A 25,262-nucleotide genomic window follows, 5' to 3' on the forward strand; every position below is an offset into this window, starting at 1 on the left:
TATTCCTGTGAGCACCCAAAGCGAGGCCCGTGATCATGACCGGCATACCACACGCTCATCACCTGGTTAACCTGCTGCTGTTTTTAGCGCCGATGTTTGGCCTGCAGCTGGCTGAAGCCGCCGTGCGCTGCGAGCGCAATCTGGTAGCGAACGTCGTGGCGTTCGATCAGCCGCTGATGTTCAACCGCCTCGGCGCGCAGAACGCCAACGGCATGATGTTCGCCCTGCGTCGGGATGTGGTCGACGACCATGACCGCTCCCTGGCCCAGGGTGGTTCGGCAGTGCCGGGCAAGGTTTCGCTGCGCCCCGACAAGCGTCCGCGTCCGCTGGTGCTGCGCGTCGCCGCCGGTGATTGCCTGACCATCAACCTGCAAAACCTGCTGGCCTATCAGGCCAACCCCGGCAGCCATGAAAGCGGGGAAGAAGAGGAGGGCGAAATCGGCAATGTCGATGATTTCAAGGTCGACGAGCAAGTCACCGACCGCCACGTCGGCTTCCAGGTCAATGGCATGCAGGCGGTCAACAGCATCGACGACATCGCCTCTTACACCGGGCGCAACGCCAACAGCCTGATCGCCCCTGGCGCCAGCCGTTCCTACACCTTGTACGCCGAGCGCGAAGGCGCGTTCGCCGCCAGCAGTCGTGGCGCGACCTTCGGTGGTGAAGGCGACGCGGGCAACGTTGCCAACGGTCTGTTCGGCGAAGTGGTGGTGGTGCCCAAGGGCGGCCGCACCTATCGCAACACCGTCACCGAAGAAGAAATGCGCCTGGCCAGCAGCGGCCGCACGCCGACCGGCCAGCCGATTGTCGATTACCAGGCGCGCTACCCGCAGCGCGAGCCGTGGATCCGTGAAGGCAAGGCCGGCACGCCGATCATCGGCATGGTCGATGGCAATGAAATCATTTCCAGCGAGAGCGACGCGATCGTGATGGGCAGCAACGCCGACGGCAGCTTCCCGCCCTCAACTTATCCGCTGGAAGCCATCGGCAAACGCAACCCGGCGATCCCCAACCGGCTCGAACCGTTCCGTGATTTCGCCTCGCAGTTTCAGGATGAAACCGCCGCTACCCAAGCCTTTCCGGCCTATTGGGCCGACCCGGTGATGGCCCACGTGCTGGAACCGACCCGCGATTCGTTCATGATCAACTACGGTTCCGGCGGCATGGGCGCCGAGGTGGTGGCCAACCGATTGGGCGTCGGGCCGATGCACGATTGCCTGTCCTGCGCCTACGAAGAATTCTTCCTCAGTTCCCACACCGTCGGCGACGTCGCAATGCTGGTGGACGTCCCGGCCAACGCCGGCCTGGAAAACATTCTCCCCGGCGAAACGCCGCGCGCCGATCAGATCGGGGTCAAGGCGACGATGGCGCTGTATCCGTCTGAGCCGTCCAACGTCAACCACAGCTACATCGGCGACTTCGTCAAATTCCGCAACACCCACAACGGCCACGAGCAGCACATCTTTCACCTGCACGGCCATCAGTGGTTATTCAACCCGAACGACGATAACTCCGACTATGTGGACGCCCAGGGCATTGGTCCGGGTGCCGGCTACACCTACGAAATCGCCAACGGTGGTTCGGGCAACCGCAATCGCGTGGCCGGCGATGCGATTTATCACTGCCACTTCTACCCGCACTTTGCCCAAGGCATGTGGAGCATGTGGCGGGTCCACGATGTGTTCGAAGAAGGCACCAAACTTGAAGTGTCGCAACAAGGCTCAGACGGTTATCACAGCGAACCCTACGCCTTGCGCAGCGGCAAACCAGCCTCAGGCGCCCGGGCCTTGCCCGATGGCGAGATTATCGCCGGGACGCCGATCCCCGCCGTTGTGCCGCTACCCGGTAAAGCCATGGCGCCGATGCCGGGCAAAGTCGCCGTGGTGCCGAAAATCGGCGAAAGCCTGGTGGCGGGTCATGACGATGACGATGACGACGATGATGACGGCGAACACCATGGCGGTGGCGCTCAAGCCATCGGCTCCCTGGCCCTGGTGGATCGCAGCGAAGCCAACCGCAACGCCGACGGCAGCCTGAAAAACCCTGGCTATCCATTCTGGATCGGCGGCATGGAAAGTTCGGTCGGGCAACGTCCGCCAACACCACCGCTGGACATGCTCGACGCCGCCAAGGCGCAGTCCCTGAAAAGCAGTGGCAAAGCCCTGTGGGCCAATCTCGACCCGGCGCAGTCCGGTGGTTGGGACGGCGGTCTGGGCCGGCATTCCCTCGACGGTTTCTCCTCTGGTGGCCTGGCCCACACCGTGACCACCTCGCTGGATTTCTCCAAGGAAGTGACCCGCGCCAAACCGATCTACATGCCGGAAGAGGGCACCGAAGTCGAACAGGCGGCCATGGCCTTCCACGCGAAAAAGGATCACCCAAGCTTTGCGCTGCTGCCCGGTAATCAAATCGTGGCCAAGGCGTTCCGCACCAACGGCGCGTTGCCGATTGCCGGTGCGCCGTACTACGAACCGTGCATGGACGACCGGCAAAAACGCCTGACCGCCAGCGCCGGGATGGGCGAGTTCAACAGCGGCGAGCGGGTCGACGGCATGTCTTACACCGGCTCCTCGACCTTCACCGCCGACCGTCCGCGCATCTACAAAGCCGCGAACATCCAGTTCGACGCGGTGTACAACAAGGTCGGCTACCATTTCCCGCAAGCGCGCATCCTCGCCCTGTGGGAAGACGCCTGGCCTGTCATTACCAAGCAGCGTCCGCCAGAGCCACTGGTGATGCGCATGAACACTTTCGACTGCGTGCAATACCAGCAAACCAACCTGGTGCCGGCCACCTATGAGATGGACGACTATCAGGTGCGCACGCCGACCGACGTGATCGGCCAGCACATTCACCTGCCGAAATGGGACCTGACCGCCGCTGACGGTTCAGCCAACGGCTGGAACTACGAAGACGGCGTGCTTTCCCCAGGCGCCGTGCAAGAACGCATCCACGCGATTCGCGAGTTCAACCAGTGCGAAGGCACCGACCCGCGTGACGGCACGCCGGCCTGCCCGAAAGCCAAGACTCACCCGTTCTTCGGTCAATACGGCCGGGCGGACTGGGTAGGGGCGCGCACGGCGATGCAGCGCTGGTTTGTCGATCCGGTGGTGAATGCCAAAGGTGTCGACCGTGGCCTGGGGACGATTTTCACCCACGACCACCTCGGCCCATCGACTCACCAACAGATTGGCCTGTACGCCACTGTGCTGGCGGAACCGGCCGGTTCCACCTGGTTCCACGCTGAAACTGGCGAGCCGTTGTACAGCGGCGCGCGGCAGGATGGCGGGCCGACGTCGTGGCAAGCGGTGGTGTCCACCGGGGACATCGACGGCGATGGCAAGAACGACAGCTTCCGCGAGTTCTTCCTCGAATACAGCGACTTCCAGCACGCCTATGAAGCCGGTGTGTATGTGGGCGCCGGCCCTAACGGCGTGCCTGATCCGCAAGCCTTCCCGGCCACCGCGGACAGCTTCCGTTACGCGATCAATCCGCCGGTACGCAACAACGCCAGCACCTTGCTCGACGGCATCATTGAAGTGCAGGGCGGCATGGTGCCGGGTTGTCCGACTCGGCCGTGCCCACAGGCGATCTCGGTCGATGACCCGGGCATGTTCGTGGTCAACTACCGCAACGAACCGCTGGCCCTGCGGGTGTACGACCCGAACAAGGTCGGCCCGGACGGCAAGCGCGGCATGCAGGCCGACGGCCTCGGCGGCGACCTGGCGTACGCCATGCAAAGCCGTACCGACCGTTCGATCCCGGCGATGAACCTGGCGCCTAACCTGGTCACCGCAGCCACCGGCCCAACCGGCGGCACCACGCTGTTCCCGCCGCACATCAACAAGGGCGGCGCCGAGGCCGGTGACCCGTTCACCCCGATGCTGCGCACCTACACCGGTGACAACGTGCGGCTGCGGGTGCATGCCGGCGGTCACGAGGAAGAACACAACGTGACCTTGCACGGGGTGAAATGGCTGCAAAGCGGCTCCGGCTTCGGCAACAGCTCGAACTCGGGCTGGCGCTCGTCGCAGATGGTCGGTATCTCGGAACAGATGGGCTTCAATGCGCCGGTCTCGATGCTCTCCAGTTCGGCGGCGACCACGGGTGATTACCTGTACTCGATGGACGCGTCGATTGAAGGTTACTGGAACGGTATCTGGGGCGTGATGCGCAACTACACGGCCCAGCGCAACGATCTGTTCGCCGTGCCCAACAATCCTAAACCGGCGGGTATGCGCAACACCGTGGCCTTCGATGGCTCCTGCCCACGGATCAGTGCCAACCCCAACGGCATCGGCACCCGGCCGACCGTGCAACGCAACTATGAAGTGGTTGCAGCGCTGGCCAACGACATCCTGCGCAATCCGTTGAACCTGACCATCGGCGATCCGGCCGGCATCGGGCAACACGTGGGTGGGCCGTTGAATCCGGCGGGTGGCACCCTGGTGTTCAACTCGCGGCCGGTGAATATCCCTCAGGTCACCGTGGTCGATCCTGAAGATGGCGAAACCATCACCATCGGCGGGCAAAGCGGTCCGTTGCATGATCCGACTGCGATCCTGTACGTGCGCAAATCCGACCTCGATCCGGCCACCGGAAAAATGAAACCAGGTATACCGGTGGAACCGCTGGTATTGCGCGCAGCAGCGGGCGACTGCATCAACATCACCCTGGAAAACCGCTTGCCGGTGATCATGCCCGACCTGACCCAGACGGCTGTGATGCAAGGGCTGGTCAAGCGCGATCGCAACAATGGCCAGGGCTCGACCATCTTCACCAACAACCTGCTGCGGCCGTCGAGCCACGTGGGTCTGCACGCGCAACTGCTGGCGTACGACATCACCAAATCCGACGGCACCAACGTCGGCGCCAACCCGATCCAGACCGTGCCACCGCGCATCGGCAACAGCGGTGCGTACCCGACCCGTACTTATCAGTACTACGCCGGGCACCTGGAACGCGAAGGCAAGCCGATCTCGCAACTGGGCCGCAGCGTCGACAACATCAACGCCACGGCGGTGGAGTTCGGCGGGCTGAATATCACCCCGGCGGACCTCATCAAACAACCGCAGAAAGGCTTGGGTGGTGCGATGACCATCCTGCCGATCGGCGCAACCTGGGTTGAGGATGCGCGCAAAACCAACGCAACGGTCACGGCGCCAGGGCAGACCACTTACCGCGACTTTGCGATGGTCTGGCAGAAAGCGTTGAACATCCGCTGGGCCAACGGTCGGCCGGTGGAAGGCATTGCCGCCGAAGGTTTTGGTGTGCCGACCGATCCGCAGGACAACTCGAGCATGGCCATCAACTACAAGGCCGAGCCGATCTGGTTCCGCTTCGGGTTGGCGCCGGATGCGCCGTTCGGACACGCCGGCGGCGCCGGTTACGGGGACGTGCCTAACGCGCATATGGCCTATAGCAATGCGCTGATCGGCGGCGATCCGCAGACACCGGTGCTGTATGTGAAACCGGGGCAACCGTTCCGTACGCACATCCTCTTGCCGACCGGGGGCAGCCGCGGCTCGACCTTCCAACTCGATGGGCATGTGTGGTCGGTGAATCCGTTCCAGTCGGAGAAGAGCGATACCGGTGGCTATCCGATGAGCACCCCAGGCGTGGGCTCGGTGCGGTTCGGCTACAACCCGATGTCGATGTACATCGGCGCTCGTGAAAGCATCCTGCCGGCGGCGCACTTCAGCTTCATGCACCCGAGCGCCGGGGGCAGCAACGCCATACCGGGCGACTACCTGTTCCGCGACTACGGCGCCTACGGCAACACCGCCGGGTTGTGGGGATTGCTGCGGGTGACCAACGAACCGGAACCGGCGCCAGCCCCGTAGGAAATGGGCGCACCGTTTCCGTAGGAGCGAGGCTTGCCCGCGAAAGCGGTGGGTCAGGCGACATTGATGGTGAATGTGATGGCGCCTTCGCGAGCAGGCTCGCTCCCACAGGGGGGCACCGATTCTGTAGGAGCGAGGCTTGCCCGCGAAGGGAACGACACGGTTTTGATGGTGTGGCAGATGACGCCTTCGCGGGCAAGCCTCGCTCCTACAGGGGGTGGGGTTGGACACAGATGCTGCGCCCACAGGAGATCAAATGTGGGAGCGAGCTTGCTCGCGAAAGCGGTGGGTCAGGCGACATCGATGGTGAATGTGATGGCCCTTTCGCGAGCAAGCCCGCTCCCACAAGGGGGCACCGATTCTGTAGGAGCGAGGCTTGCCCGCGAAGGGAGCGACGCAGTTTTGATGGTCTGGCAGATGACGCCTTCGCGGGCAAGCCTCGCTCCTACAGATGAAGGGAGCGACGCGGTTTTGGTGGTGTGGCAGATGACGCCTTCGCGGGCAAGCCTCGCTCCTACGGGGGCATGGCGTGGCACTGATGGGTAAGGGGAGACGCGGTATGAACAGGACAATAAGAATTGCCGGGTGTGTGGTGGTTGTTGCTGCCGTGTTGCTCTGGCTGGGTATCTGGCGCACGGCGCCGCCCACGATGCTCAGCGAGGTGGCGCTGCCGGACACCTGGAGCGGCCAGACGCTGGCCCGTGACGGGGTGGCGGTGGACTTCAAGGTGCAGGCGCTGGCCGAGGACGGTGTGCTGCGTGAAGGCGGGTTTGCCGATGTGCAGTTCCGCGTCACTGACAGCAATTCCGGCCAGCCGCTGTCAGGGGTGAATCCCGGTGCCTGGCTCGACCCGGAAACCGTCGCCGCCGACCAGGCCCAGGGCCGTGAACAAAGCTGCAAATCCCGGGTTGGGGTGTTCCTGAAATCCAGCATCGGCGCACGTCCGATGCTCGACCTGAACAGCTACTTCCTGCTGGTGATGAACCGCGACGCCAGCGTCTCCGTAGTCGATCCATCCGTGTCGGTCGGCGGCATCACCAGCACCATGGCGCGCATCGACCTCAAACAAGCGCCGATGGATTGGGTCACCACCAAAGACAACAAACGCGTGTTCATCTCGATGCCCACCGCCGGCGAAGTGGCGGTGATCGACAGCGAACAATTCAAACAGATCGACTCGGTCGCTGCCGGCAACAACCCGGTGCGCGTAGCCCTGCAACCGGACGAGCGCCTGCTGTGGGTCGGCAACAATGGCAAAACCGCAGAGGAGTCCGGCGTCACAGTAATCGACAGCCGCAGCCTCAAGACTCTGAAACACCTCGCGACCGGCAAAGGTCACCACGAAATCGCCTTCAGCAAAGACAGCCGCCACGCCTTCGTCACCAACCGCGACGACGGCACCCTGAGCATCATCGACATCGCCACCTTGACCATCAGCCAACAACTCAAGACCGGCACCCACCCGTTGTCGGTGGCCTACTCGCCGCTGTCCCAAGCGGTGTACGTCGCCGATGGCCAGGACGGCAGCGTGACCGTGGTCGACACCAGCAGCCTGGCGGTGCGGCGCATCATCAAGCTGAGCCAGGGCCTGGGCCCGATGGGCTTCACGGCTGACGGTCGCTTCGGCATCGCCCTCAACACCCTGGAAAACCGCGCCGAAGTGATCGACGCCGCCACCAACGCGCGCATCCACTCCATCGACGTCTCCGCCGAACCCTATCAAGTGGTGTTCACCAAAGCCTACGCCTACGTGCGCGGACTGGCCTCGGCCAAAGTGACGATGATCAACCTCGCATCCCTCGGCGAAGGTCGCACGCCAATCAGCCAAGGCTTTGAAGCCGGACCCCAGGCGCCACGGCTGGCCGGTGACTTGCCGCTGGCGTCGAGCCTGGCGGTGTCGCGAGACGACAACGCAGTGTTCGTGGTCAACCCGGTGGACAACACCACCTATTTCTACGCCGAAGGCATGAACGCGCCGATGTCCGGCTACCCCAATCGTGGGCAGGTGGCGCGGGCCGCGATGGTCATCGACCGCAGCCTGCGGGAAGTCGAGCCGGGGCTGTACAGCGCACGGATCAAACTGCCCCCGGCCGGGCGTTTCGACGTGGCGTTCCTGCTCAACCAGCCGAACATCATTCACTGCTTCAGCGCCCTGGTAGAACCGGACAGCAACCTCGCCCAGCGCCCCGGCGTGCCGAAAGTGGAATTCATGCTCGACAAGTCCACGGCCGACCTTGGCGACCCGTATGTCGTGCGGTTTCGCATCGTTGAGGGCCAACACAAAACCCGGCGCAGCGGGGTCAAGGATGTGCAGGTGCGCTACTTCCGCGCCCCGACGTCCCGGGCTCAGGAAGTCGCGGCGCTGGATCTGGGCAACGGCGTGTATGAAGCGCCGGTGACCCTCGACCAGAGCGGCGCCTGGTACCTGCATGTGCGTGCGGCATCCCTGGGCGCGAATTTCGATGACAAGACCTTTGCCAGCGTCCGGGTTCTGCCCTGCGATGACCACCGAAGAGGAAACTGACATGAACCGATTCGCACACCGTGGCTTGTTGACGTTCTGCCTGTTGGCCACCGGCATCGGCCAGGTCCTGGCGCATTCGGCGGATGAACACGCCGGGCACAACGCGCCGCCAGCCAAGACCCAGGAAAGCGCCCAGGTGAAATTCGCCGACGTCGCGCTGGTGGACCAGAACGGCAAACCGGTACGCCTGGAAAAGGACCTGATCAGCAACAAAATCGTGGTCATGGGCTTCATCTACACCAGTTGCACCACGGTGTGCCCGGTGGTGTCGTCGATCATGGGCAAGGTGCAGAAACAGCTCGGCGCGCGGGTCGGCAAAGAGGTGCAACTGGTGTCGATCAGCATCGATCCGCAACGCGATGACCCCAAACGCCTGAACGACTACGCGCGCAGTTTCCAGAACGGCCCGGGCTGGAGCTGGCTCACCGGCAGCCAGCAATCGGTGACCGAAACCCTCAAGGGCCTCGGCACGTTCAGCGGTGACTTCAAGAACCACGCGCCGCTGATCATGGTCGGCGACGGCAACAGCCGTCACTGGACCCGTTACTACGGTTTTACCGACCCGACGGTGCTGACCCGTGAAGTGGAAAAACTCAGCGGCCAGCGCAACGCCCACGCCAAACACACTGCTATCGCCATGGAGAACCAGCCATGAAAGCGCTTATTTTGATCTTCCTGACGATGTGCTTTTGCGTGATCAGCTTCCTCGCGTTTTCCCACGAACAGCACGCAGAGCCGACGCCAGCCGTGACCGCCGCCGCGCCGGCAACCGGCACCCGCGATGCGCAGACCTGGTTCACCGATACGCCGTTGCAGGACCAGAACGGCAACACCTTGCGCTTCTACAGCGATGCCCTGCAAAACCGCGTGGTGCTGCTCAACGTGATTTTCACCAGTTGCACCGATGCCTGCCCGCTGATCACCCGCAAGCTCAAGGAAGTGCGCGAAGTGCTGGGCGACAAGGCGGACGGCATCACCTTTATTTCCCTTACCAGTGATCCGCTGCGGGACACCCCGGCGGTACTCAAGGCTTACACCTTGAAGCAGGGCGTCGATGGCCCGCACTGGCTTTTTTTAACCGGTGACAAGGCGCAAATGGATCTGGTGCTGGGCCGCATCGGTCAGATCGTGCCGACCCCCGAGCAACATTCCACGCAACTGATCGTCGGTGACGTGGCCAACAAACGCTGGAGCAAGATCCGCCCTGATGCCCCGGCCGCCGCCATTGCCCAGCGCTTGCAGTTGCTGACAATGCCCGTGGTCGGTCGCTGAGTCCGGGCCATGAACATTGCCCTCCTGATCCTTCTCGCCAGCGTCAGCCTGAGCTCCAGCGCGTTGCCGCTGAGCCCCAGTGAAAGTGCGGGCAAACGCTTGTACCGCGAAGGGTTGTCGGGCAGTGGCGAGCCGGTGATGGCGCGGGTCGGCGCGGCGGACATTGTGTTGCCGGCCACCAGCCTGCCGTGCGCCAATTGCCACGGCGCCGATGGCCAGGGCCGGGCGGAGGGCGGGGTGCGGCCACCGGACCTGAATTGGTCGCGGCTCAGCAGCGTTTATGGCCAACAGCAGATCAATGGCCGCGATTACCCGGCCTACACCGAGGGCACGCTGGCGCGGGCGATTCAGGAAGGGCGCGACCCCGGCAACAATCGACTCGACCCGGCCATGCCACGGTTCGTGCTGTCGATGAAGGATCAACGCGACCTCAGTGCTTACCTCAAGCGCCTGGGCGAAGACCGCGATCCGGGCCTGAACGCCGACAGCCTGCACTTGGGCACCTTGTTGCCGAGTCAGGGGCCGTTGCGCGATGAAGGCTCGACCGTGGCGGCGGTGCTTCAGGGCAGCGTGGCACGGATCAATGAGGCGGGCGGGATTCATGGCCGCACGCTGCGCCTGACGATCCTCGATCCCGGCCCGGACAGTGCCAGTGCGGAACTGGCTCTGGACCGCTTGATCGAGCAGGAACAAGTGTTTGCCCTGATCGCGCCGCTGGTTCCGGCGCTGGACACCGAACTGGCGGCACGCCTGGAGCGGGCCGGAGTGCCGCTGATCGGGCCGTTGTCGCTGCTCGGCACAGCCCAGGCGAGTCGGCAGATTTTCGAACCGTTGCCCGGTTTGCGCGAACAACTGATCGCCCTGGCCGACTACGCCACCGACAGCCTGCGGGTGCTGCCGGGGCCGACACTGATTGCCTATCCGGACGATCCCGGCCAACGATTGGCGGCGCAGAGCCTCGGCCAATATTTGCAGGCTCACGCCTGGCAGGATGTGCGATTGCACGCCTACGATTCGGCACAGGATGAGTTGCCGCTGGGTTCGCGTTCAGTGTTTTACCTGGGCAGCGGTGGTGGTTTCAGTCGCCTGGCCGAACGCTTGCAGACAGCGGGGCAGGTGCCTTACCTGTTCGCCGCATCGAATCAGGTGGCGGGGGAGTTGCTGCAAGTGCCCAGCGGGTTTTCCCGGCGGGTGTTCCTCGCTTACCCGTTCGTGCCCAGCGACTGGACCCAGTCCGGGCGCACGGCCCTGACCTTGTTGCGCGAGCATCAGGGTCTCGGTGGCGAACACGCGGTGCTGCAAGTGGGAGCGTTCAGTTCGATGCTGCTGTTCAGCGAAGGCATGAAGCAGGCCGGGCGCGATGCCAGCCGCGAAAAACTCATCAGCGCCCTCGAGGGCTTGCACGATTTCGACACCGGGCTGACCCCACGGATCAGCTTTGGCCCCGGCCGCCGCCTGGGCCTGAATGGCGCGCATATCGTCACCGTGGACCTGTCCGACCAGCGTTTTTATCTGGTCGCACCCTACAAACCGATTGCCGTTACACCCTGACCGGAGGCTTCGATCATGAAGACGCTACTGTTGCTGCTGATGCTCTGGGTGCCCGTGGCCTTCAGTAATAACGGGCCGGCTGCGGCGCGGGTCAATGGCGAAGAGATTTCCGAGTTTCGCCTGGAGCGTTATTTCGCCGAATACCTGGAAGACCAGGGTCGGGCGGTCGCCAGCATCCGTAATCCCAAGGCTTACAAACAGCTGCGTCAGGCCGCCCTTGATGCACTGATCGACAAAGAATTGTTGTGGCAGGAAGCGCTCAAGCGCGGGGTGGTGATCAGCGATGCCACGGTGCAAAGCCAGGTGGCGCTGACCCGCCAGGCCATCGGCGGCCCCGAGGTGTTCGCGCGCAAGCTGCAAGACTCCGGTTTCGATGAGGCGAGTTTTACCGAGTACACCCGACGCGAGCTGGCGGCCCAGGAGGTTTTCGCCGACCTCACCCGCGTGGCGGAGCCGGACGAAAAACAGGTCCGCGACTTCTTCGAAGCGCACCGCGCCGAGATGGGCAGCCCCGAGCAGATCCACGCCCGGCATATCCTGATCAAAGTGCCGCAGGGGGCGGATGCCGCCACAGTCGAAGCCGCGCGACTACGCTTAGAGGAGCTACGTGTACAAATCGCCAGTGGCGCGGACTTCATCAGCGTCGCCCGCAGTGCTTCCGAAGACGCTTCGGCCAGTGCAGGCGGGGACTTGGGCTATTTCGCGCGCGGGCGCATGATGCCGGAATTCGAAGCGGCGGCGTTTGCATTAACGCCGGGCCAGGTCAGTGAACCGGTGCGCACGCCAGTTGGCTGGCATTTGATCTATTTACAGAACCACCAGGAGGCGACAGATGTCACAGAGGAGCAAGGGCTTGAAACAGTCAGGGTGTACCTTGCCCGACAGCAAAAGGCCCAGGCTCGTCGAGACGTTCTGGCGCAGTTGCGGTCCCGCAATCGCATTGAGCGGATTGACGATGATTGAACGTTCCCCCCCAATAGTGGGGAAAAGCTTCAATGCCAATCCATGCGCTTCCCCGCCTTTGGGGGGAGGGGGATCTGGACGACTTGGCATTGTCTTCAAATTCAAGGACATGAAGAGATAAAAATACCGACGCTCGGCCTGGCATGAAGTGTGCGTTAGCCCTTGTAAGGCGCGCACTCCGCCAGGCTCGGTACTCGGACCTGCGGTTTCAAGGAGTCGACCTTGTTAAACAAAGTACTGGTTGTCGAAGACGAACAACTGCTTGCCGAAAACCTCAAGGATTACCTTCAGGCGCAAGCGTTGGAAGTCCGGATAGCTCACGACGGTGCCATGGCAATCGGTGAAGCCGAACGTTTTGCACCCGATGTGATGGTGTTCGATTACCGCTTGCCGGATATGGAAGGCTTTGAGGTGCTCGATGCCGTCCGCCAGAACAGGAAGTGTCATTTTGTGCTGATTACCGGGCACCCAACCGCTGAAGTCTGTGAGCGGGCCCGACAGTTAGGTGTCAGCCATATCCTGTTCAAACCCTTTCCGTTGGCGGAATTGGCCCGTGCAGTCTGCGACCTTCTAGGGATGGAGCGCGAAGCCAAAACAGGCGTGAGCACTTCTGAAGGTTTTGTCGAACGACGCCAGAGCAGGACCGAGAGTTTCCCGCTGCAGTTGTACGACGGCAGTTGGGTGCTGGCGGATCGCCGACGAACATCGGCCTCGCTGGCACCGGACGACGAACAATTGCTCACCGGGGAGTAGTGGCGCGACACGACGTTCCGGCTCCAGCCGCAATGGCCTGCCGCGCCGACAGGGCTCTAAGCCCCCGGCGTTGGAGAGCAAGCCATGGAACGTCTGACACTTGCCGTAGAACCGGCACCATTGGAGTCTGTACCGACACGTTTTAGCAGTGAGCAATTGGCCCAGGCGCGGATCCGGGCCGCCAGTTCCGGTGAACGGGTACTGGACGCCCTCGGGGTGTTGTGCGAACTGGCCTCCATGCCGTTTATCCAGTGTCTCGGCGCTACCCTGCATTACCCGGTGCTCGACACCGACACGCTGTTCCAGGCCACTCCAGTATTTGATCGGGTCACCCTGGCCCAATGCCTCAAGCGCGAATTCATCCTGCTGCGCCACGCCGACGAAGTCATCGGTGTGTTCGCCGACCCGTTCGACACGGCGCGCCTGGCCTGGATCGACGATTGCCTGCACGGCGCGCCGCTGTATCTGGTGCATGCCGACGACCTGAAAGCCTACCTGGCCCGTCACGAAGAAAGCTTCCACGCCGTGGAGTCGCTCAACGCCCAGGCCGACGCGAATGTCGAGATCGACAACCTGCAAAGCCTGTCCCTGACCAGCATCAGCGAAGACGCGAGCGTGGTGGTCAAACTGGTCAACTCGACCCTCTACGACGCGCTGAAAATGCACGCCAGCGACATTCACTTGGGCACCACCGGCAGCGGCCTGGTGATCAAGTACCGCATCGACGGCGTGCTCAACAACATCAGCAAGATTCAGGGCAGTGAGTTCGCCGAGCAGGTGATTTCCCGGGTCAAGGTCATGGCCGAACTGGACATCGGCGAGAAACGCGTGCCCCAGGACGGGCGCTTCAAAATCGGCATCAGCGGTCGGCAGATCGACTTCCGGGTGTCGATCATGCCAAGCATTTTTGGCGAAGACGCGGTGCTGCGGGTGCTGGACAAACAAGACCTGGCGGACAAAGTCAGCGGCGTGCAGTTGCAGGCCCTGGGCTTTGAAGAAGACACCCTCAAGCAACTGCGTCGCCTGGCTGCCGAACCCTACGGCATGGTGCTGGTGACCGGTCCCACCGGCAGCGGCAAGACCACCACGCTCTACGCGATGATCACCGAGATCAACCACGGCGTGGACAAGATCATCACCATCGAAGACCCGGTGGAATATCAACTGCCGGGCGTCCTGCAAATTCCTGTGAATGAAAAGAAAGGCCTGACCTTCGCCCGTGGCTTGCGCTCGATCCTGCGCCACGACCCGGACAAGATCATGGTCGGTGAAATCCGTGACCCCGACACCGCTCAGATCGCTGTGCAATCAGCGCTCACCGGGCACCTGGTGTTCACCACCATCCACGCCAACAACGTGTTCGATGTGATCGGCCGTTTCACCCAGATGGAAATCGATCCCTACAGCCTGGTCTCGGCGCTCAACGCGGTGCTGGCCCAGCGCCTGATTCGCCTGGTCTGCGCCAGTTGCAGCGCACCGCACCAGCCGACCGATGAAGAACTTCAACAGTCCGGCCTCGACCCGCAAGACGTCGGCCACTACCACTTCGTGCATGGCAAGGGCTGCGGCCATTGCCGGGGCACCGGGTATCGCGGGCGCACGGCGATTGCCGAGCTGCTGCACCTGGACGACGAGCTGCGGCAAATGATTGTCGAGCGCCAACCCATTTCGAAAATCAAGGCCCACGCCTGCAAACGTGGCTTGCGCCTGTTGCGCGAGTCGGCGCTGGAACTGGTGCAAGCGGGGCGTACTACGCTCGAGGAGATCAATCGTGTCACTTTTGTCTCGTGATCGTTATGTCGCCGTGCTCGGCGCCAGTGGCGTCGGCCTCGGCCAGCGCCAGGGCAGCGAAACCCGTTGGCTGGGCAGCGTCGGTTTTATCGACGAAGGCTTCCATGCCTGGGCCGTTGCCCTGGAAACCCTCGACCGTCTGCTCGGCGAACATGCCCACACGGGTGCCGAATTGAGCGTGGTGGTCTCCGGGCACTTCAGCCGCTTTTGCCTGGTGCCCTGGAGCGACCAGATCAGCAGCCCCGACGAATTGCTTGGCTTCGCTCAGCTGTGTTTCGAAGACCTCTACGGCGTCCCAACCCAAGCCTGGAGCCTGGTGCTCTCGGCGGAACCGGCGGGCTACGACCGCATCGCCTCAGCCTTGCCCCGGGACTTGCTCGATCGCTTGCGCAGTCTGGTCAGCGCTCGTGGTTTGCGCCTGCGTTCGGTGCAGCCGTACCTGATGGCAGCGTTCAACCACTTCGATAAAAGCTTCGACGCCGGGGACTTCCTGTTCGTGGTCGCCGAACCGGTGCGCAGCGTGTTGCTGCTGGCCCGGGAAGGGCGCTGGACCTCGGTGCGCTCGGTGGGCAGCAGCGACAGCGATGCAGCACTGACGGCGCTGATTGGCCGCGAAGGCCAGTTGCAGGCGTCCAGCAGCGATCGGCCACTCAACGTCTACCTGCACGCCCCGGCGCGCATCGATTCGCAACCCGAAGTGCCCGGCGTACACCTGCGGACCCTCGAAGAAGACCGGACTGGCGTACGGGATTGCCTGTACGTGATGTCCCGGGCGGTGGCCTGACATGCGCGCCCTGACCCTCGACTTCCAGCCGCGTCGCCGCTCGGGCCCCTTGGGCTGGAGCCTGATGACCGCCGGCGTGGCGCTGACCCTGGCGTGCTTCTTCGCCCAGCAGCACCTCGACCAGCAATCCTCACAACAACAAGGCCACTTGCAACACGCCCAGCGCGAACTCACCGGCGACACCGGCGGCAAAGTCGGCCTGACCCCGGCCGAGACCCGCGAACAAGCACAAAACCTCGCCGAGATGCGCAAGGTCTCCCAGCAACTGCGTCGGCCATGGGAACGCCTGTTCGCGATGCTCGAAGCCATGCCTCGGGATGACATCGCCTTGCTGACCCTGACCCCGGATGCGCGCAAAGGCCAGGTACGAATCAGCGCCGAGGCGCGGGACCTGGAAGCGATGCTCGAATTTCACCAGCGTCTGGAAGCCAGCGACGAGCTGTCGGACGTGTCCCTGCTGAGCCACGAAATCGTCGCCAACGTGCCGGAACACCCGGTGCAATTCAACCTGTCGGCGACCTGGGAGATAGGCGATGCGAATCCCTAGACTGATCGTGCACGAATACCTGCAAGGCCTCGGTATTCCGGGCCTGGCCGGGATGGCACTGGTGGCGGTGGCGCTGATGTATGCGCTGGCCGGGCTGGTGCCGGACTGGCAGTCGCTGCAAACCCTCAGCCAGCAAACCCGCGAAGCCGGCGAGTACCTGGCCAAGGTTGAAGACGGCAGCGTCGCGCCACCGGTGGTGCCGCAACGGCAACTCGACGACTTCCGCAGCAAGTTGCCGTCGCAGCCTCAAGCCACCGTGGCCATCGACAAGATCTACGCGTTGGCCGCGCTGGAACACATCACGTTGGCCCGGGGTGAATATTCCCTGGGCATCGACCCCAAGACCCATCTAGCTCGATATCAAATCCTGCTGCCAGTGCGCGGCAGCTATCCGCAACTGCGGCGCTTCCTGCACGCCTTGCTCGGCCAGTTGCCGGCGGTGGTGGTGGAGGACGTGGAGTTCCAACGCAAAAAGATCGCCGACACCGACCTGACCGGGCGGATCCGCATGACCCTTTACCTGTCGAGGTCGTGATGAATACCAAACGCGTAGTGGGTTGGGTGGCGTTCTTCGGCGTGGCGGCGGCGCTGGCCTGGTTGCCGGATTTCTTGCGGCAACCCGAGGACGGCGAGGTCAGCGTTGCGACCGTCGCAACGCCGGCCAAAAGCAAAAAACCGGCCGCAGCCGTCAGCGTCAAAGCCGCGCCGATCAAGGACTTGAGCCCGTCCGGCGACCTGTTCGCCACCCGCAGCTGGAAGGCTGCGCCGGTACTGGCCAGCGTCACCGAACAACCCGTCAACCTGACCCCGGTGGTGCAAACCCCAAGCGCCCCCGCGATGCCTTTCCAGTTCGTCGGCAGGCTGCATAACCAATCCGACCTGCAAGTGTTTTTGCAGAACGGCGAAAAAATATACGTCGTACGCAAAGGGGATGTGATCGACGACACGTGGCGGATCGAGGGCATTTCCGATGTGGAATTGAGCCTGGTCTACCTGCCTCTGCATTTGTCCCAGACCTTGTCTGTGGGGAGCACGCAATGAACAGATCCCGTTTGCTGATGAGCCTGTGCCTGAGCACAGCGCTGGCCGCGTGCAGTTCGGCGCAAGTCGCCAACAAAGAAGCGTCTGACCTGATCGAACAAGGCCAGTACGAAGCCGGGTTGGCGCGCATCCAGGAAGGCCTGCGGGAAAACCCTCGGGACACGGAATTGCACCTGCTGCTGAACACCGGTCGGGCCAAGGCGATTACTGCGTTGTTGACCGCCGGCGACACTGACCGCGCGCGCCGGGACTTCGCGGCCGCACGCCTGGCCTACGGTCGGGTGCTGACCATCGAACCGAGCAACCGCCGCGCCCAGGATTCCCTGAAGCAACTCGACTACCTGCGCAGCCAGGACGACAAACTCGAACTGGCCCGTGGCGACCTGCGCCGTGGCGACATCTACGGTGCCGACCGTCAGGTCAAACAGATGCTCGAACTCGACCCGAAGAATGAAGGTGCCCTGGAACTGCAAGGCAACATTCGCCTGGTCCAGAGCCGCAACGTGGTGCCGTATCCACAACTGCGTACCCGTCTTGATCGGCCAGTCACCTTGGAGTTTCGCGACGCCAACCTGAAAACCATTTTCGAAGTGCTGTCCCAGGTCGCCGGGCTGAATTTCATCTTCGACAAAGACCTGCGCCCTGACATGAAAGCCACGATCTTCGTGCGTGATGTGCGCATCGAAGACGCCGTGGAACTGCTGCTCCAGCAAAACCAGCTGCATCAGAAAGTGGTGAACGAAAACACCTTGCTGATCTACCCGGACTCGCCGCAAAAGCTCAAGGATTATCAGGAGCTGGTGATGCGCACCTTCTACCTGACCAGCGTCGATGCCAACACCGCGCTGAACATGATCAAGACCATGCTCAAGACTCGTGATGTGTTCGTCGATGAACGCCTCAACACCCTGACCATGCGCGACACCGAAGACGCGGTGCGCATGGCCGAGAAACTCCTGCAATCGCAAGACCAGTCCGACCCCGAAGTGGTGCTGGAAGTGGAAGTGATGGAAGTCGCCACCCAGCGGATTCTCGACCTGGGTCTGCAATGGCCGAACACTTTCGGCGTGGTCAACAGCGACGGCTCCGGGGTGACGATCCTTGATCAACTCAAGGGCATCAACTCCAGCCGCATCTCCATTTCGCCGTCGCCGCAAGCCAAGATCAATGCGCAGGACAACGACATCAACACCCTGGCCAGCCCGGTGATTCGCGTGAGCAACCGCGAGCAGGCGCGCATCCACATCGGTCAGCGCGTGCCGATCATCAGCGCCACATCGGTGCCTTCGACCCAGGGGCCGGTGATCACTGAAAGCGTCACCTACCTGGATGTCGGTCTGAAGCTGGAAGTGCAGCCGATCGTGCACTTGAACAACGAAGTGGCGATCAAGATTGCCTTGGAAGTGAGTAACGCCACGCCACTGGAACCGACCCGCCAGGGCACGATTCCGGTACAGGTTGATACCCGCAACGCCCAGACCACTTTGCGTCTGCACGACGGCGAAACCCAGATCCTCGCCGGTCTGGTGCGTAACGACCACGGCGCCACCGGCAACAAGATCCCGGGGCTTGGCGACATTCCGGGGCTGGGCCGCTTGTTCGGCAGCAACAAGGACACCGTCGGCAAATCGGAACTGGTGCTGTCGATCACCCCTCGGATCGTGCGCAACCTGCCTTACCAGAGCCCGTCGGACATGGAGTTCCAGACTGGCACCGAAACCAGCATGCATATCCAGGCGCCTGAGCGTGGCATGGACTCGGCGATTCGTACCGACGTCATGGTCACACCGGTTGCGTCTTCCACCCGTGTTGTCGTCGAGAAGCCTTGATCATGAACGCCTCCCAGCGCGGTTTTACCTTGATTGAAGTCGTGGTGACGCTGGCCCTGGTCGGCCTGTTGGCCGGCATGGCCGCGCCCCTGACCGAGACCGTGGTGCGACGTGGCAAGGAGCAGGATATGCGCGCTGCGCTGTACCAGATCCGCGACGCCATCGACGCCTACAAACGCGCGTTCGACGCCGGTTATATCGAGAAGTCGCTGAACAGCAGCGGCTACCCGCCGAACCTGCAAGTGCTGGTGGACGGCGTGCGCGATGTGCGCAGCGCCAAAGGCGCCAAGTTCTACTTTTTGCGCCGGGTGCCTCACGACCCGTTGCTGCCGGTCAAGCGTAACGACGAAGGCGGCTGGGGCCTGCGCTCCTACGACAGTACGGCTCAAAACCCACGGGAAGGCGAAGACGTGTTTGACGTCTATTCCAAAGCCCGGGGCAAGGGCCTCAACGGCATTGCCTACCGCGAGTGGTGAACCTATGCGCCGTGAAAAGGGTTTTACCCTGCTGGAACTGATGGTGGTCATGGCCATCATCGCGACCCTGATGACCATCGCCTTGCCGCGCTATTTCAGCAGCCTCGAGGCGTCGAAAGAGACCACGCTGCGCCAGAGCCTGTCGGCGATGCGCGAGGCGCTGGACCACTATTACGGCGACACCGGGCGCTATCCCGATTCCATCGAACAGTTGGTTGAGCAGCGTTATTTGCGCAACCCGCCGACCGATCCGATTGCCGAGCGCAAAGACCTCTGGGTCCTGGTCGCACCACCGGACGGCGTGCCGGGCGCAGTGGCCGATATCAAAAGCGGTGCTACCGGGAGGGCGCGTGATGGCAGCCTTTATTCCGAGTGGTAGTCCTGCGGGTGAAAGCCTGTGGCAACTGGGGCTCTTGTGGCGAGGGGGCTTGCCCCCGTTCGGCTGCGTAGCAGTCGCAAAACCGGTAAATGCGGTTTGTTTGACAAAACAACAGTTGGGGCCGCTGCGCGACCCGACGGGGGCAAGCCCCCTCGCCACAGCAAGCTCCCTCGCCACAGGGAAACAGAATTGCGGCAAACAGGGCGGCTTCACCTACCTGGGCGTGCTGTTCCTGATTGTGCTGATGGGCATGGGATTGGCCAGCGCCGGGGAGTTGTGGTCCACCGCCTCGCGGCGTGATCGCGAGCGCCAGTTGCTGTGGGTCGGCACCCAATACGCCCAGGCGCTGCGCAGCTATTACCGCAGTTCGCCGGGGCTGGCGCAGTACCCGAAAGAGCTGCAAGACCTGTTGCAGGACGAGCGTTTTCCATCGCCCAAACATCACCTGCGCCAGCTCTATCCAGACCCGATTGGCGGCGGCGAGTGGGCACTGATGCGCGGCTTCGACGGACGCATCACCGGCCTCAACAGCCCATCCACTGAAACACCGTTGAAGCAGACGGATTTCCCCAGCCAATGGTCGGATTTCGTCGGCATGGCGAGCTACAAGGACTGGCAGTTCGTGGCCGAGAAAGCCTTCCTCGATGGCGCGTCCGGGCCAAAACCCCAGTCAACCGCCCCACAGGCGTTGACGCCATGAACAGATATTGCCTTGCGTTGCTGCTGATGTTGCTGAGCCCTTTGGCCCCGGCCGGCGAAGAGGACGAAATGATGGGCTTCATCGTCGACGACACGATCTCGCACATCGGCCACGACTTTTACTACTCGTTCAGTGAACGCCTGCGCGCCACCAGCCCGATGGATTTCAACCTGGTGGTGCGCGAACGACCCTCGGCCCGCTGGGGCAGCCTGGTGACCGTGGAATATCAGCAACGCCTGGTTTACCGGCGGTTCCTGCCGCCGAACACCGTGGAACTCAAGGACGAGGCGTACGACGCCGCCGACTGGGTTCGCCGACAGATCGTCCAGCGCAAGCTGGAAACGTTATTGCAGGACACCACCGACCTGGAGAAGGACGAATTATGAACAAGAAAACGTTCTCACAGCGCACCGGCATTTGGCTCCTCGGATTGGCCAGTTGCGGCCTGGTCCACGCCACCGAGCTGGTCTATACGCCGATCAACCCATCGTTTGGCGGCAACCCGTTGAACGGCACCTGGCTGCTCAACAACGCCCAGGCGCAAAACGACTATGACGACCCCGACCTGAAAAACCGCACGGCGGTGGCAGGCACATCGGCCCTCGAACGCTTCACCAGCCAGCTGCAATCGCGGTTGCTGGGGCAGTTGCTGGACAACATCTCCACGGGCAACACCGGGAGCCTGTCCACCGACAGTTTTATCGTCAACGTCATCGACGACTCCGGCGCACTGAGCATTGAAGTGACCGACCGAGCGACCGGTGAAGTTTCGGAAATTCAGGTGAACGGCCTCAACCCTTGATAGGGACTCAGGCTGCCGGGGAGTAAAGGACATGAAAAATATAATTGTGCTAGGGCTGATGTTGGCGGCATTACAAGGTTGCAGCTTGCGCGACACCATGCCGGCCGAACAGGACACGGAATCACCGACCCTCACGCCACGGGCGTCGACCTATTACGACTTGCTGAAAATGCCACGGCCCAAAGGCCGGTTGATGGCCGTGGTGTATGGCTTCCGCGACCAGACCGGGCAATACAAACCGACCCCGGCCAGCTCGTTTTCCACTAGCGTGACCCAGGGCGCGGCGAGCATGTTGATGGACGCGTTGCAGGCCAGTGGCTGGTTTGTGGTGCTGGAGCGCGAGGGGCTGCAGAACTTGTTGACCGAACGCAAAATTATTCGCGCCTCGCAGAAGAAGCCGAATACGCCGGTGAATATCCAGGGCGAGCTTCCTCCGTTGCAGGCGGCGAATTTGATGCTTGAGGGCGGGATCATCGCCTATGACACTAACGTGCGCAGCGGTGGGGAAGGGGCACGGTATTTGGGGATCGACATTTCCCGGGAATATCGTGTGGATCAGGTCTCGGTGAACTTGCGGGCGGTGGATGTGCGCAGTGGGCAGGTGTTGGCGAATGTGATGACCAGTAAGACCATCTATTCGGTGGGCCGTAGCGCCGGGGTGTTCAAGTTTATCGAGTTCAAGAAATTGCTTGAGGCTGAGGTGGGTTACACCACCAACGAGCCGGCGCAGTTGTGTGTGTTGTCGGCGATTGAAGCGGCGGTGGGGCATCTTTTGGCCCAGGGGATTGAGCGGCGTTTGTGGCAGGTGGCGGGGGATAATTCTTCGCCGGTGCAGGATGAGACGCTGGGGCGGTATTTGAGCCAGAACAAGGTTGATCCGGAGAGTGAGTGAGCCGAGGCGGCCTTCGGGCCGACCTGGCTTTTGTTGATTGAGTACATATCCGTTGCTGCGGTAACGGCGGCTTAGGGTTTCGCTCTTACAGCGAGTCCCTTTGGCAAACGCCCCAAAGGAACCAAAGGTCTTGCCCCTGGCGTCCGGCCCCTCGCTTAGGCTCGGCGTTCCTTCGTTCCGGTATTCATCTGGGGGCATCGCCTACGGTCGGCTTCGCTTCGACCTCCTCTCGATGTGTTCGACTGCGTCGAACGGCGCTGCGCGCCCACCCCCCAGATGAACACCTCCACTCAGCCTCCCGAAGGGGCGGGTGGGGCAAGATCAAGGGCAGGCGAGCTAACGCTCGGCCTTGAGTGGTTAGGAGCGGTGCGCGGTGTGTGTTGGGCTTCCTTTTCTTTTGCTTTTGCTTTTGTAGGAGCGAGGCTTGCCCGCGAAGGCGTCCTGACAGACGACCTGTCTCGCTCGGGTGTACATCTTTTCACTGTGGGAGCGAGCCTGCTCGCGAAGGCTTTGGGTCTGCTGCGCAGCCCAGCGGGAGCAAGCTCCCTCGCCACAATTATGAGTTCGGCAAATAGACCGCGTTATCGTTCTTCGTGAGCAGGCTCGCTCCCACATTTGATCTCCATGCGCCACAAACCCCATGACCGCCACAATTCCCCTGTGGGAGCGGGCTTGCTCGCGAAGGCTGAGTGTCAGGCTGCCAATCTCTAAGGAATGTACTCAGACCCATTGTGGGAGCGAGCCTGCTCGCGAAGACGGCCTGACAGTCGACCAGTCTTCTGCGGATGTCTCACCTCACCAAGCCCGTATACATGCCCCATCCATATACAACGATCATCCCGATGACCGAACACGCATTAATGCGATACGGAATCTCGATCCAGCGGCGCAAGCGCAAAGGGAATCGACGAACATCTTCCAGGGCAAGCGGGTCGTTCAGGAGTAGCCAGGATGGGCGCTTGCTTAGCATGGCCGAGATCAATGTGAGTCGGTATTTGCGACTACGCAAACCATTATTCGTCCCCCGACAACTGGCGTTGACCAGATCACAATGCTTGAGGTGCGATTCCATTTCCGTGAGTTTGAAAAGCCCCACGTACGCCATGACCGCGAAATTGATAACGATGAGAGTGAACAGGGCAATCACCACGGCTGCGTAGGCCAGTTTTATTTCAATCACGGGTAGCTGCTTCGTAAAGAGTCTCAGCGGTTGCCTCGGCGGCTTGCGAACCTGCATTTCCACTTAGCGACGCAGTGGCTCCACTGATGAGCAAAACGCAAATGACTCCGCCGATGCCACGTGTTCTCAGCGCTACTCCTGCGCAATATTCCACGGTTAACGGTGCTGTGTAGGCAGTTGCGATGGCTGCGGCTCCTACGTTGCCAGCCAATTTTCCCCCTTCGATATACTTCACCTTTCGACAGGGCTCTTCCATGCCAGCGCGACAGACTTCATTGATTCGCATGCTCGCGGCGGAGGCAGCCAAGCCAATTCCAACATAGCCACCGGCTTGCATGTATTTTGCAGCCCTGGCCACTCCTTCAATATGTGTTGCGTAACCCGGCAACTGAGTCGGTGCACCCGCTTTATCCCAGCGGTGTATCGTCCTTCGAGTCGACAGTCCCAACGCTCGCTTGAGCTTAGGATGGTCAGCAATCCCTACGCCTTTGCGCGTCAGTGGCCCTAAGTTTGCGTCCAGATTTGTCATGATGCGTTTGCGCTTGCTGAAAAACTCGGCTGAGTTCAGATGACCATATTTTCGGTACTGCTGTTGGTGAAGAGTTTCCAAGTCTTTCAGGTTGATTTTCAGATTCTCCAGATGCTGCCCAATCATGAACGACGCAACGCCCAACGACCCTGCCGATACCTCCAAGAACGGCTCAATCACCTCATGGTGTTCAACCATGAACGCCGCTTCTTCATCACTCAGGTCCTTCAGCGCCTCGTTGACCTTCTCCGCAGCGATCATCATCTGTGCCTCTTCGCGCCGGCAGAGGTAGTGCCGTGTATCGCTGAAGATCACCATTTGCCCCGGCTTCACGTGTTCGCCCAAGTGGCGATTGAGCGAGCGGAATTGCTGGCGTAGTGCATCGCCGGGTGGATTGTCGTATAGCGAGCGTTCCAACGCGTCGAGGCTCATGGGGCTTTGCACGATGTGAAACCCCGACTCCGCCGGTTTAGGCTGCGTGAACGCGTGGTCTTCAACCAGATGCTGTGCCGGTGGCTCGGGTCTGGTTCTGACGCCGTTCCAGGAGGCGGCGCCGCTATCGGGATCGACCTGAGGTTTAACCACCACCCAATCGCCGCTACGCACGGCGTCGATAAGTTTTTGCTGATGAGTTGATTGCGAGTAGTTGGAACGGTTGGCGCCCACAGCCTGCAGTAGATCGTCGAAGCCTTGCAGGTCGTCGGGGTAGTTCAGGGCCTGGCGCAAGGCATCGGTGGCTTGATGGCTATTGAGCGCCTGACCCTGTTGGCCAGCTAGTTGGTGTTGGGGGATGAGTTTGGTCACGCGGGTGGCCCGGTCTTTGGAATCGGGGCACTTTGGCGATAGGACGGTGGGGTGGATGCCGGGGGATTCGGTTTAGTTTGTAGGGGGAATCCGAGTTTTCTGCGGAGTTGGGAGCGGCGGGAATGGGTCTGCTGCGCAGCCCAGCGGGAGCAAGCTCCCTCGCCACAATTATGAATTCGGCAGATAGACCGCGTTATCGTTCTTCGCGAGCAGGCTCGCTCCCACATTGGATCTCCATGCGCCACAGATTTTGTATTCGACAAAGATCCCCTGTAGGAGCGAGGCTTGCCCGCGAAGGCGTCCTGACAGACGACCTGTCTCGCTCGGGTGTACATCGTTTCACTGTGGGAGCGAGCCTGCTCGCGAAGGCTTTGGGTCTGCTGCGCAGCCCAGCGGGAGCAAGCTCCCTCGCCACAATTATGAACTCGGCAAATAGACCGCGTTATCGTTCTTCGCGAGCAAGCTCGCTCCCACATTGGATCTCCATGCGCCACAGATTTTGTATACGACAAAGATCCCCTGTAGGAGCGAGGCTTGCCCGCGAAGGCGTCCTGACAGACGACCTGTCTCGCTCGGGTGTACATCGTTTCACTGTGGGAGCG

21 protein-coding genes are annotated in these 25,262 nt (G+C 61.9%); 19 read left to right on the top strand and 2 right to left on the bottom strand.

Annotation, left to right across the window (positions count from 1 at the left end):
* The first annotated feature begins 35 nt into the window (after positions 1-35).
* From mnxG to ACIOYV_RS00820, 19 genes are all read left to right on the top strand, one after another.
* Complete coding sequence (gene mnxG / locus ACIOYV_RS00730; protein WP_401319954.1) at positions 36-5,843, top strand: manganese-oxidizing multicopper oxidase MnxG; 5,808 nt, start codon at positions 36-38, stop codon at positions 5,841-5,843.
* 559 nt (positions 5,844-6,402) lie between these two features.
* Entirely contained in the window at positions 6,403-8,367 is a 1,965-nt protein-coding gene (locus ACIOYV_RS00735; RefSeq protein WP_401319957.1) for a YncE family protein, read from the top strand.
* 1 nt (position 8,368) lies between these two features.
* Positions 8,369-9,022, top strand: a complete 654-nt coding sequence (locus ACIOYV_RS00740; RefSeq protein WP_054614213.1) for an SCO family protein — start codon at positions 8,369-8,371, stop codon at positions 9,020-9,022.
* Positions 9,019-9,639, top strand: coding sequence for an SCO family protein (locus ACIOYV_RS00745; protein ID WP_290030027.1), 621 nt, complete (start codon positions 9,019-9,021; stop codon positions 9,637-9,639). Before ACIOYV_RS00740 ends, ACIOYV_RS00745 begins: the two co-directional genes overlap by 4 nt.
* A 9-nt stretch (positions 9,640-9,648) precedes the next feature.
* Positions 9,649-11,190: an ABC transporter substrate-binding protein gene (locus ACIOYV_RS00750; protein WP_401319959.1), complete on the top strand. Its 1,542-nt coding sequence runs from the start codon at positions 9,649-9,651 to the stop codon at positions 11,188-11,190.
* Between the two features lie 15 nt (positions 11,191-11,205).
* Positions 11,206-12,153: a peptidylprolyl isomerase gene (locus tag ACIOYV_RS00755; RefSeq protein ID WP_401319962.1), complete on the top strand. Its 948-nt coding sequence runs from the start codon at positions 11,206-11,208 to the stop codon at positions 12,151-12,153.
* A 222-nt stretch (positions 12,154-12,375) separates the two neighbouring features.
* The gene (locus ACIOYV_RS00760) at positions 12,376-12,906 is read left to right on the top strand and encodes a response regulator (protein WP_401319964.1); all 531 of its coding nucleotides are present in this window, start codon (positions 12,376-12,378) and stop codon (positions 12,904-12,906) included.
* A gap of 84 nt (positions 12,907-12,990) precedes the next feature.
* Positions 12,991-14,697, top strand: a complete 1,707-nt coding sequence (locus ACIOYV_RS00765) for a GspE/PulE family protein (RefSeq protein ID WP_401319966.1) — start codon at positions 12,991-12,993, stop codon at positions 14,695-14,697.
* Positions 14,678-15,481: a hypothetical protein gene (locus ACIOYV_RS00770; protein ID WP_401319968.1), complete on the top strand. Its 804-nt coding sequence runs from the start codon at positions 14,678-14,680 to the stop codon at positions 15,479-15,481. The genes ACIOYV_RS00765 and ACIOYV_RS00770 overlap by 20 nt, the downstream gene beginning before the upstream one ends.
* 1 nt (position 15,482) lies before the next feature.
* On the top strand, positions 15,483-16,028 hold the full coding sequence (locus ACIOYV_RS00775; RefSeq protein ID WP_054054510.1) for a PilN domain-containing protein: 546 nt from the start codon (positions 15,483-15,485) through the stop codon (positions 16,026-16,028).
* Positions 16,015-16,563, top strand: coding sequence for a GspMb/PilO family protein (locus ACIOYV_RS00780; protein WP_054054507.1), 549 nt, complete (start codon positions 16,015-16,017; stop codon positions 16,561-16,563). Before ACIOYV_RS00775 ends, ACIOYV_RS00780 begins: the two co-directional genes overlap by 14 nt.
* Positions 16,563-17,069, top strand: a complete 507-nt coding sequence (locus ACIOYV_RS00785) for a hypothetical protein (RefSeq protein ID WP_401319971.1) — start codon at positions 16,563-16,565, stop codon at positions 17,067-17,069. Before ACIOYV_RS00780 ends, ACIOYV_RS00785 begins: the two co-directional genes overlap by 1 nt.
* Entirely contained in the window at positions 17,066-18,898 is a 1,833-nt protein-coding gene (locus tag ACIOYV_RS00790) for a secretin N-terminal domain-containing protein (RefSeq protein WP_401319973.1), read from the top strand. Before ACIOYV_RS00785 ends, ACIOYV_RS00790 begins: the two co-directional genes overlap by 4 nt.
* Positions 18,899-18,900: 2 nt before the next feature.
* Entirely contained in the window at positions 18,901-19,374 is a 474-nt protein-coding gene (locus ACIOYV_RS00795; protein ID WP_054054501.1) for a type II secretion system protein, read from the top strand.
* Between the two features lie 4 nt (positions 19,375-19,378).
* Complete coding sequence (locus ACIOYV_RS00800; protein WP_054054499.1) at positions 19,379-19,753, top strand: type II secretion system protein; 375 nt, start codon at positions 19,379-19,381, stop codon at positions 19,751-19,753.
* A 244-nt stretch (positions 19,754-19,997) separates the two neighbouring features.
* Positions 19,998-20,453: a type II secretion system protein gene (locus ACIOYV_RS00805; RefSeq protein ID WP_401322536.1), complete on the top strand. Its 456-nt coding sequence runs from the start codon at positions 19,998-20,000 to the stop codon at positions 20,451-20,453.
* Positions 20,450-20,839, top strand: coding sequence for a curli production assembly/transport protein CsgE (gene csgE / locus ACIOYV_RS00810; RefSeq protein ID WP_054054495.1), 390 nt, complete (start codon positions 20,450-20,452; stop codon positions 20,837-20,839). The genes ACIOYV_RS00805 and csgE overlap by 4 nt, the downstream gene beginning before the upstream one ends.
* Positions 20,836-21,255 (top strand): curli assembly protein CsgF, encoded by a 420-nt coding sequence (locus ACIOYV_RS00815; RefSeq protein WP_054054493.1) that lies wholly within the window; start codon positions 20,836-20,838, stop codon positions 21,253-21,255. The genes csgE and ACIOYV_RS00815 overlap by 4 nt, the downstream gene beginning before the upstream one ends.
* 31 nt (positions 21,256-21,286) lie before the next feature.
* A complete protein-coding gene (locus ACIOYV_RS00820; protein ID WP_401319977.1) occupies positions 21,287-22,147 on the top strand; it encodes a CsgG/HfaB family protein in 861 nt (286 codons plus the stop codon).
* 790 nt (positions 22,148-22,937) lie between these two features.
* Here the strand turns inward: ACIOYV_RS00820 and ACIOYV_RS00825 are convergent.
* Positions 22,938-23,327, bottom strand: coding sequence for a hypothetical protein (locus tag ACIOYV_RS00825; RefSeq protein ID WP_401319979.1), 390 nt, complete (start codon positions 23,325-23,327; stop codon positions 22,938-22,940).
* The gene (locus ACIOYV_RS00830; protein ID WP_401319981.1) at positions 23,320-24,660 is read right to left on the bottom strand and encodes a hypothetical protein; all 1,341 of its coding nucleotides are present in this window, start codon (positions 24,658-24,660) and stop codon (positions 23,320-23,322) included. The genes ACIOYV_RS00825 and ACIOYV_RS00830 overlap by 8 nt, the downstream gene beginning before the upstream one ends.
* Between the last annotated feature and the right edge of the window lie 602 nt (positions 24,661-25,262).

Source organism: Pseudomonas sp. NPDC087342 (assembly GCF_044744265.1).
Taxonomy (GTDB): Bacteria; Pseudomonadota; Gammaproteobacteria; order Pseudomonadales; family Pseudomonadaceae; genus Aquipseudomonas; species Aquipseudomonas nunensis.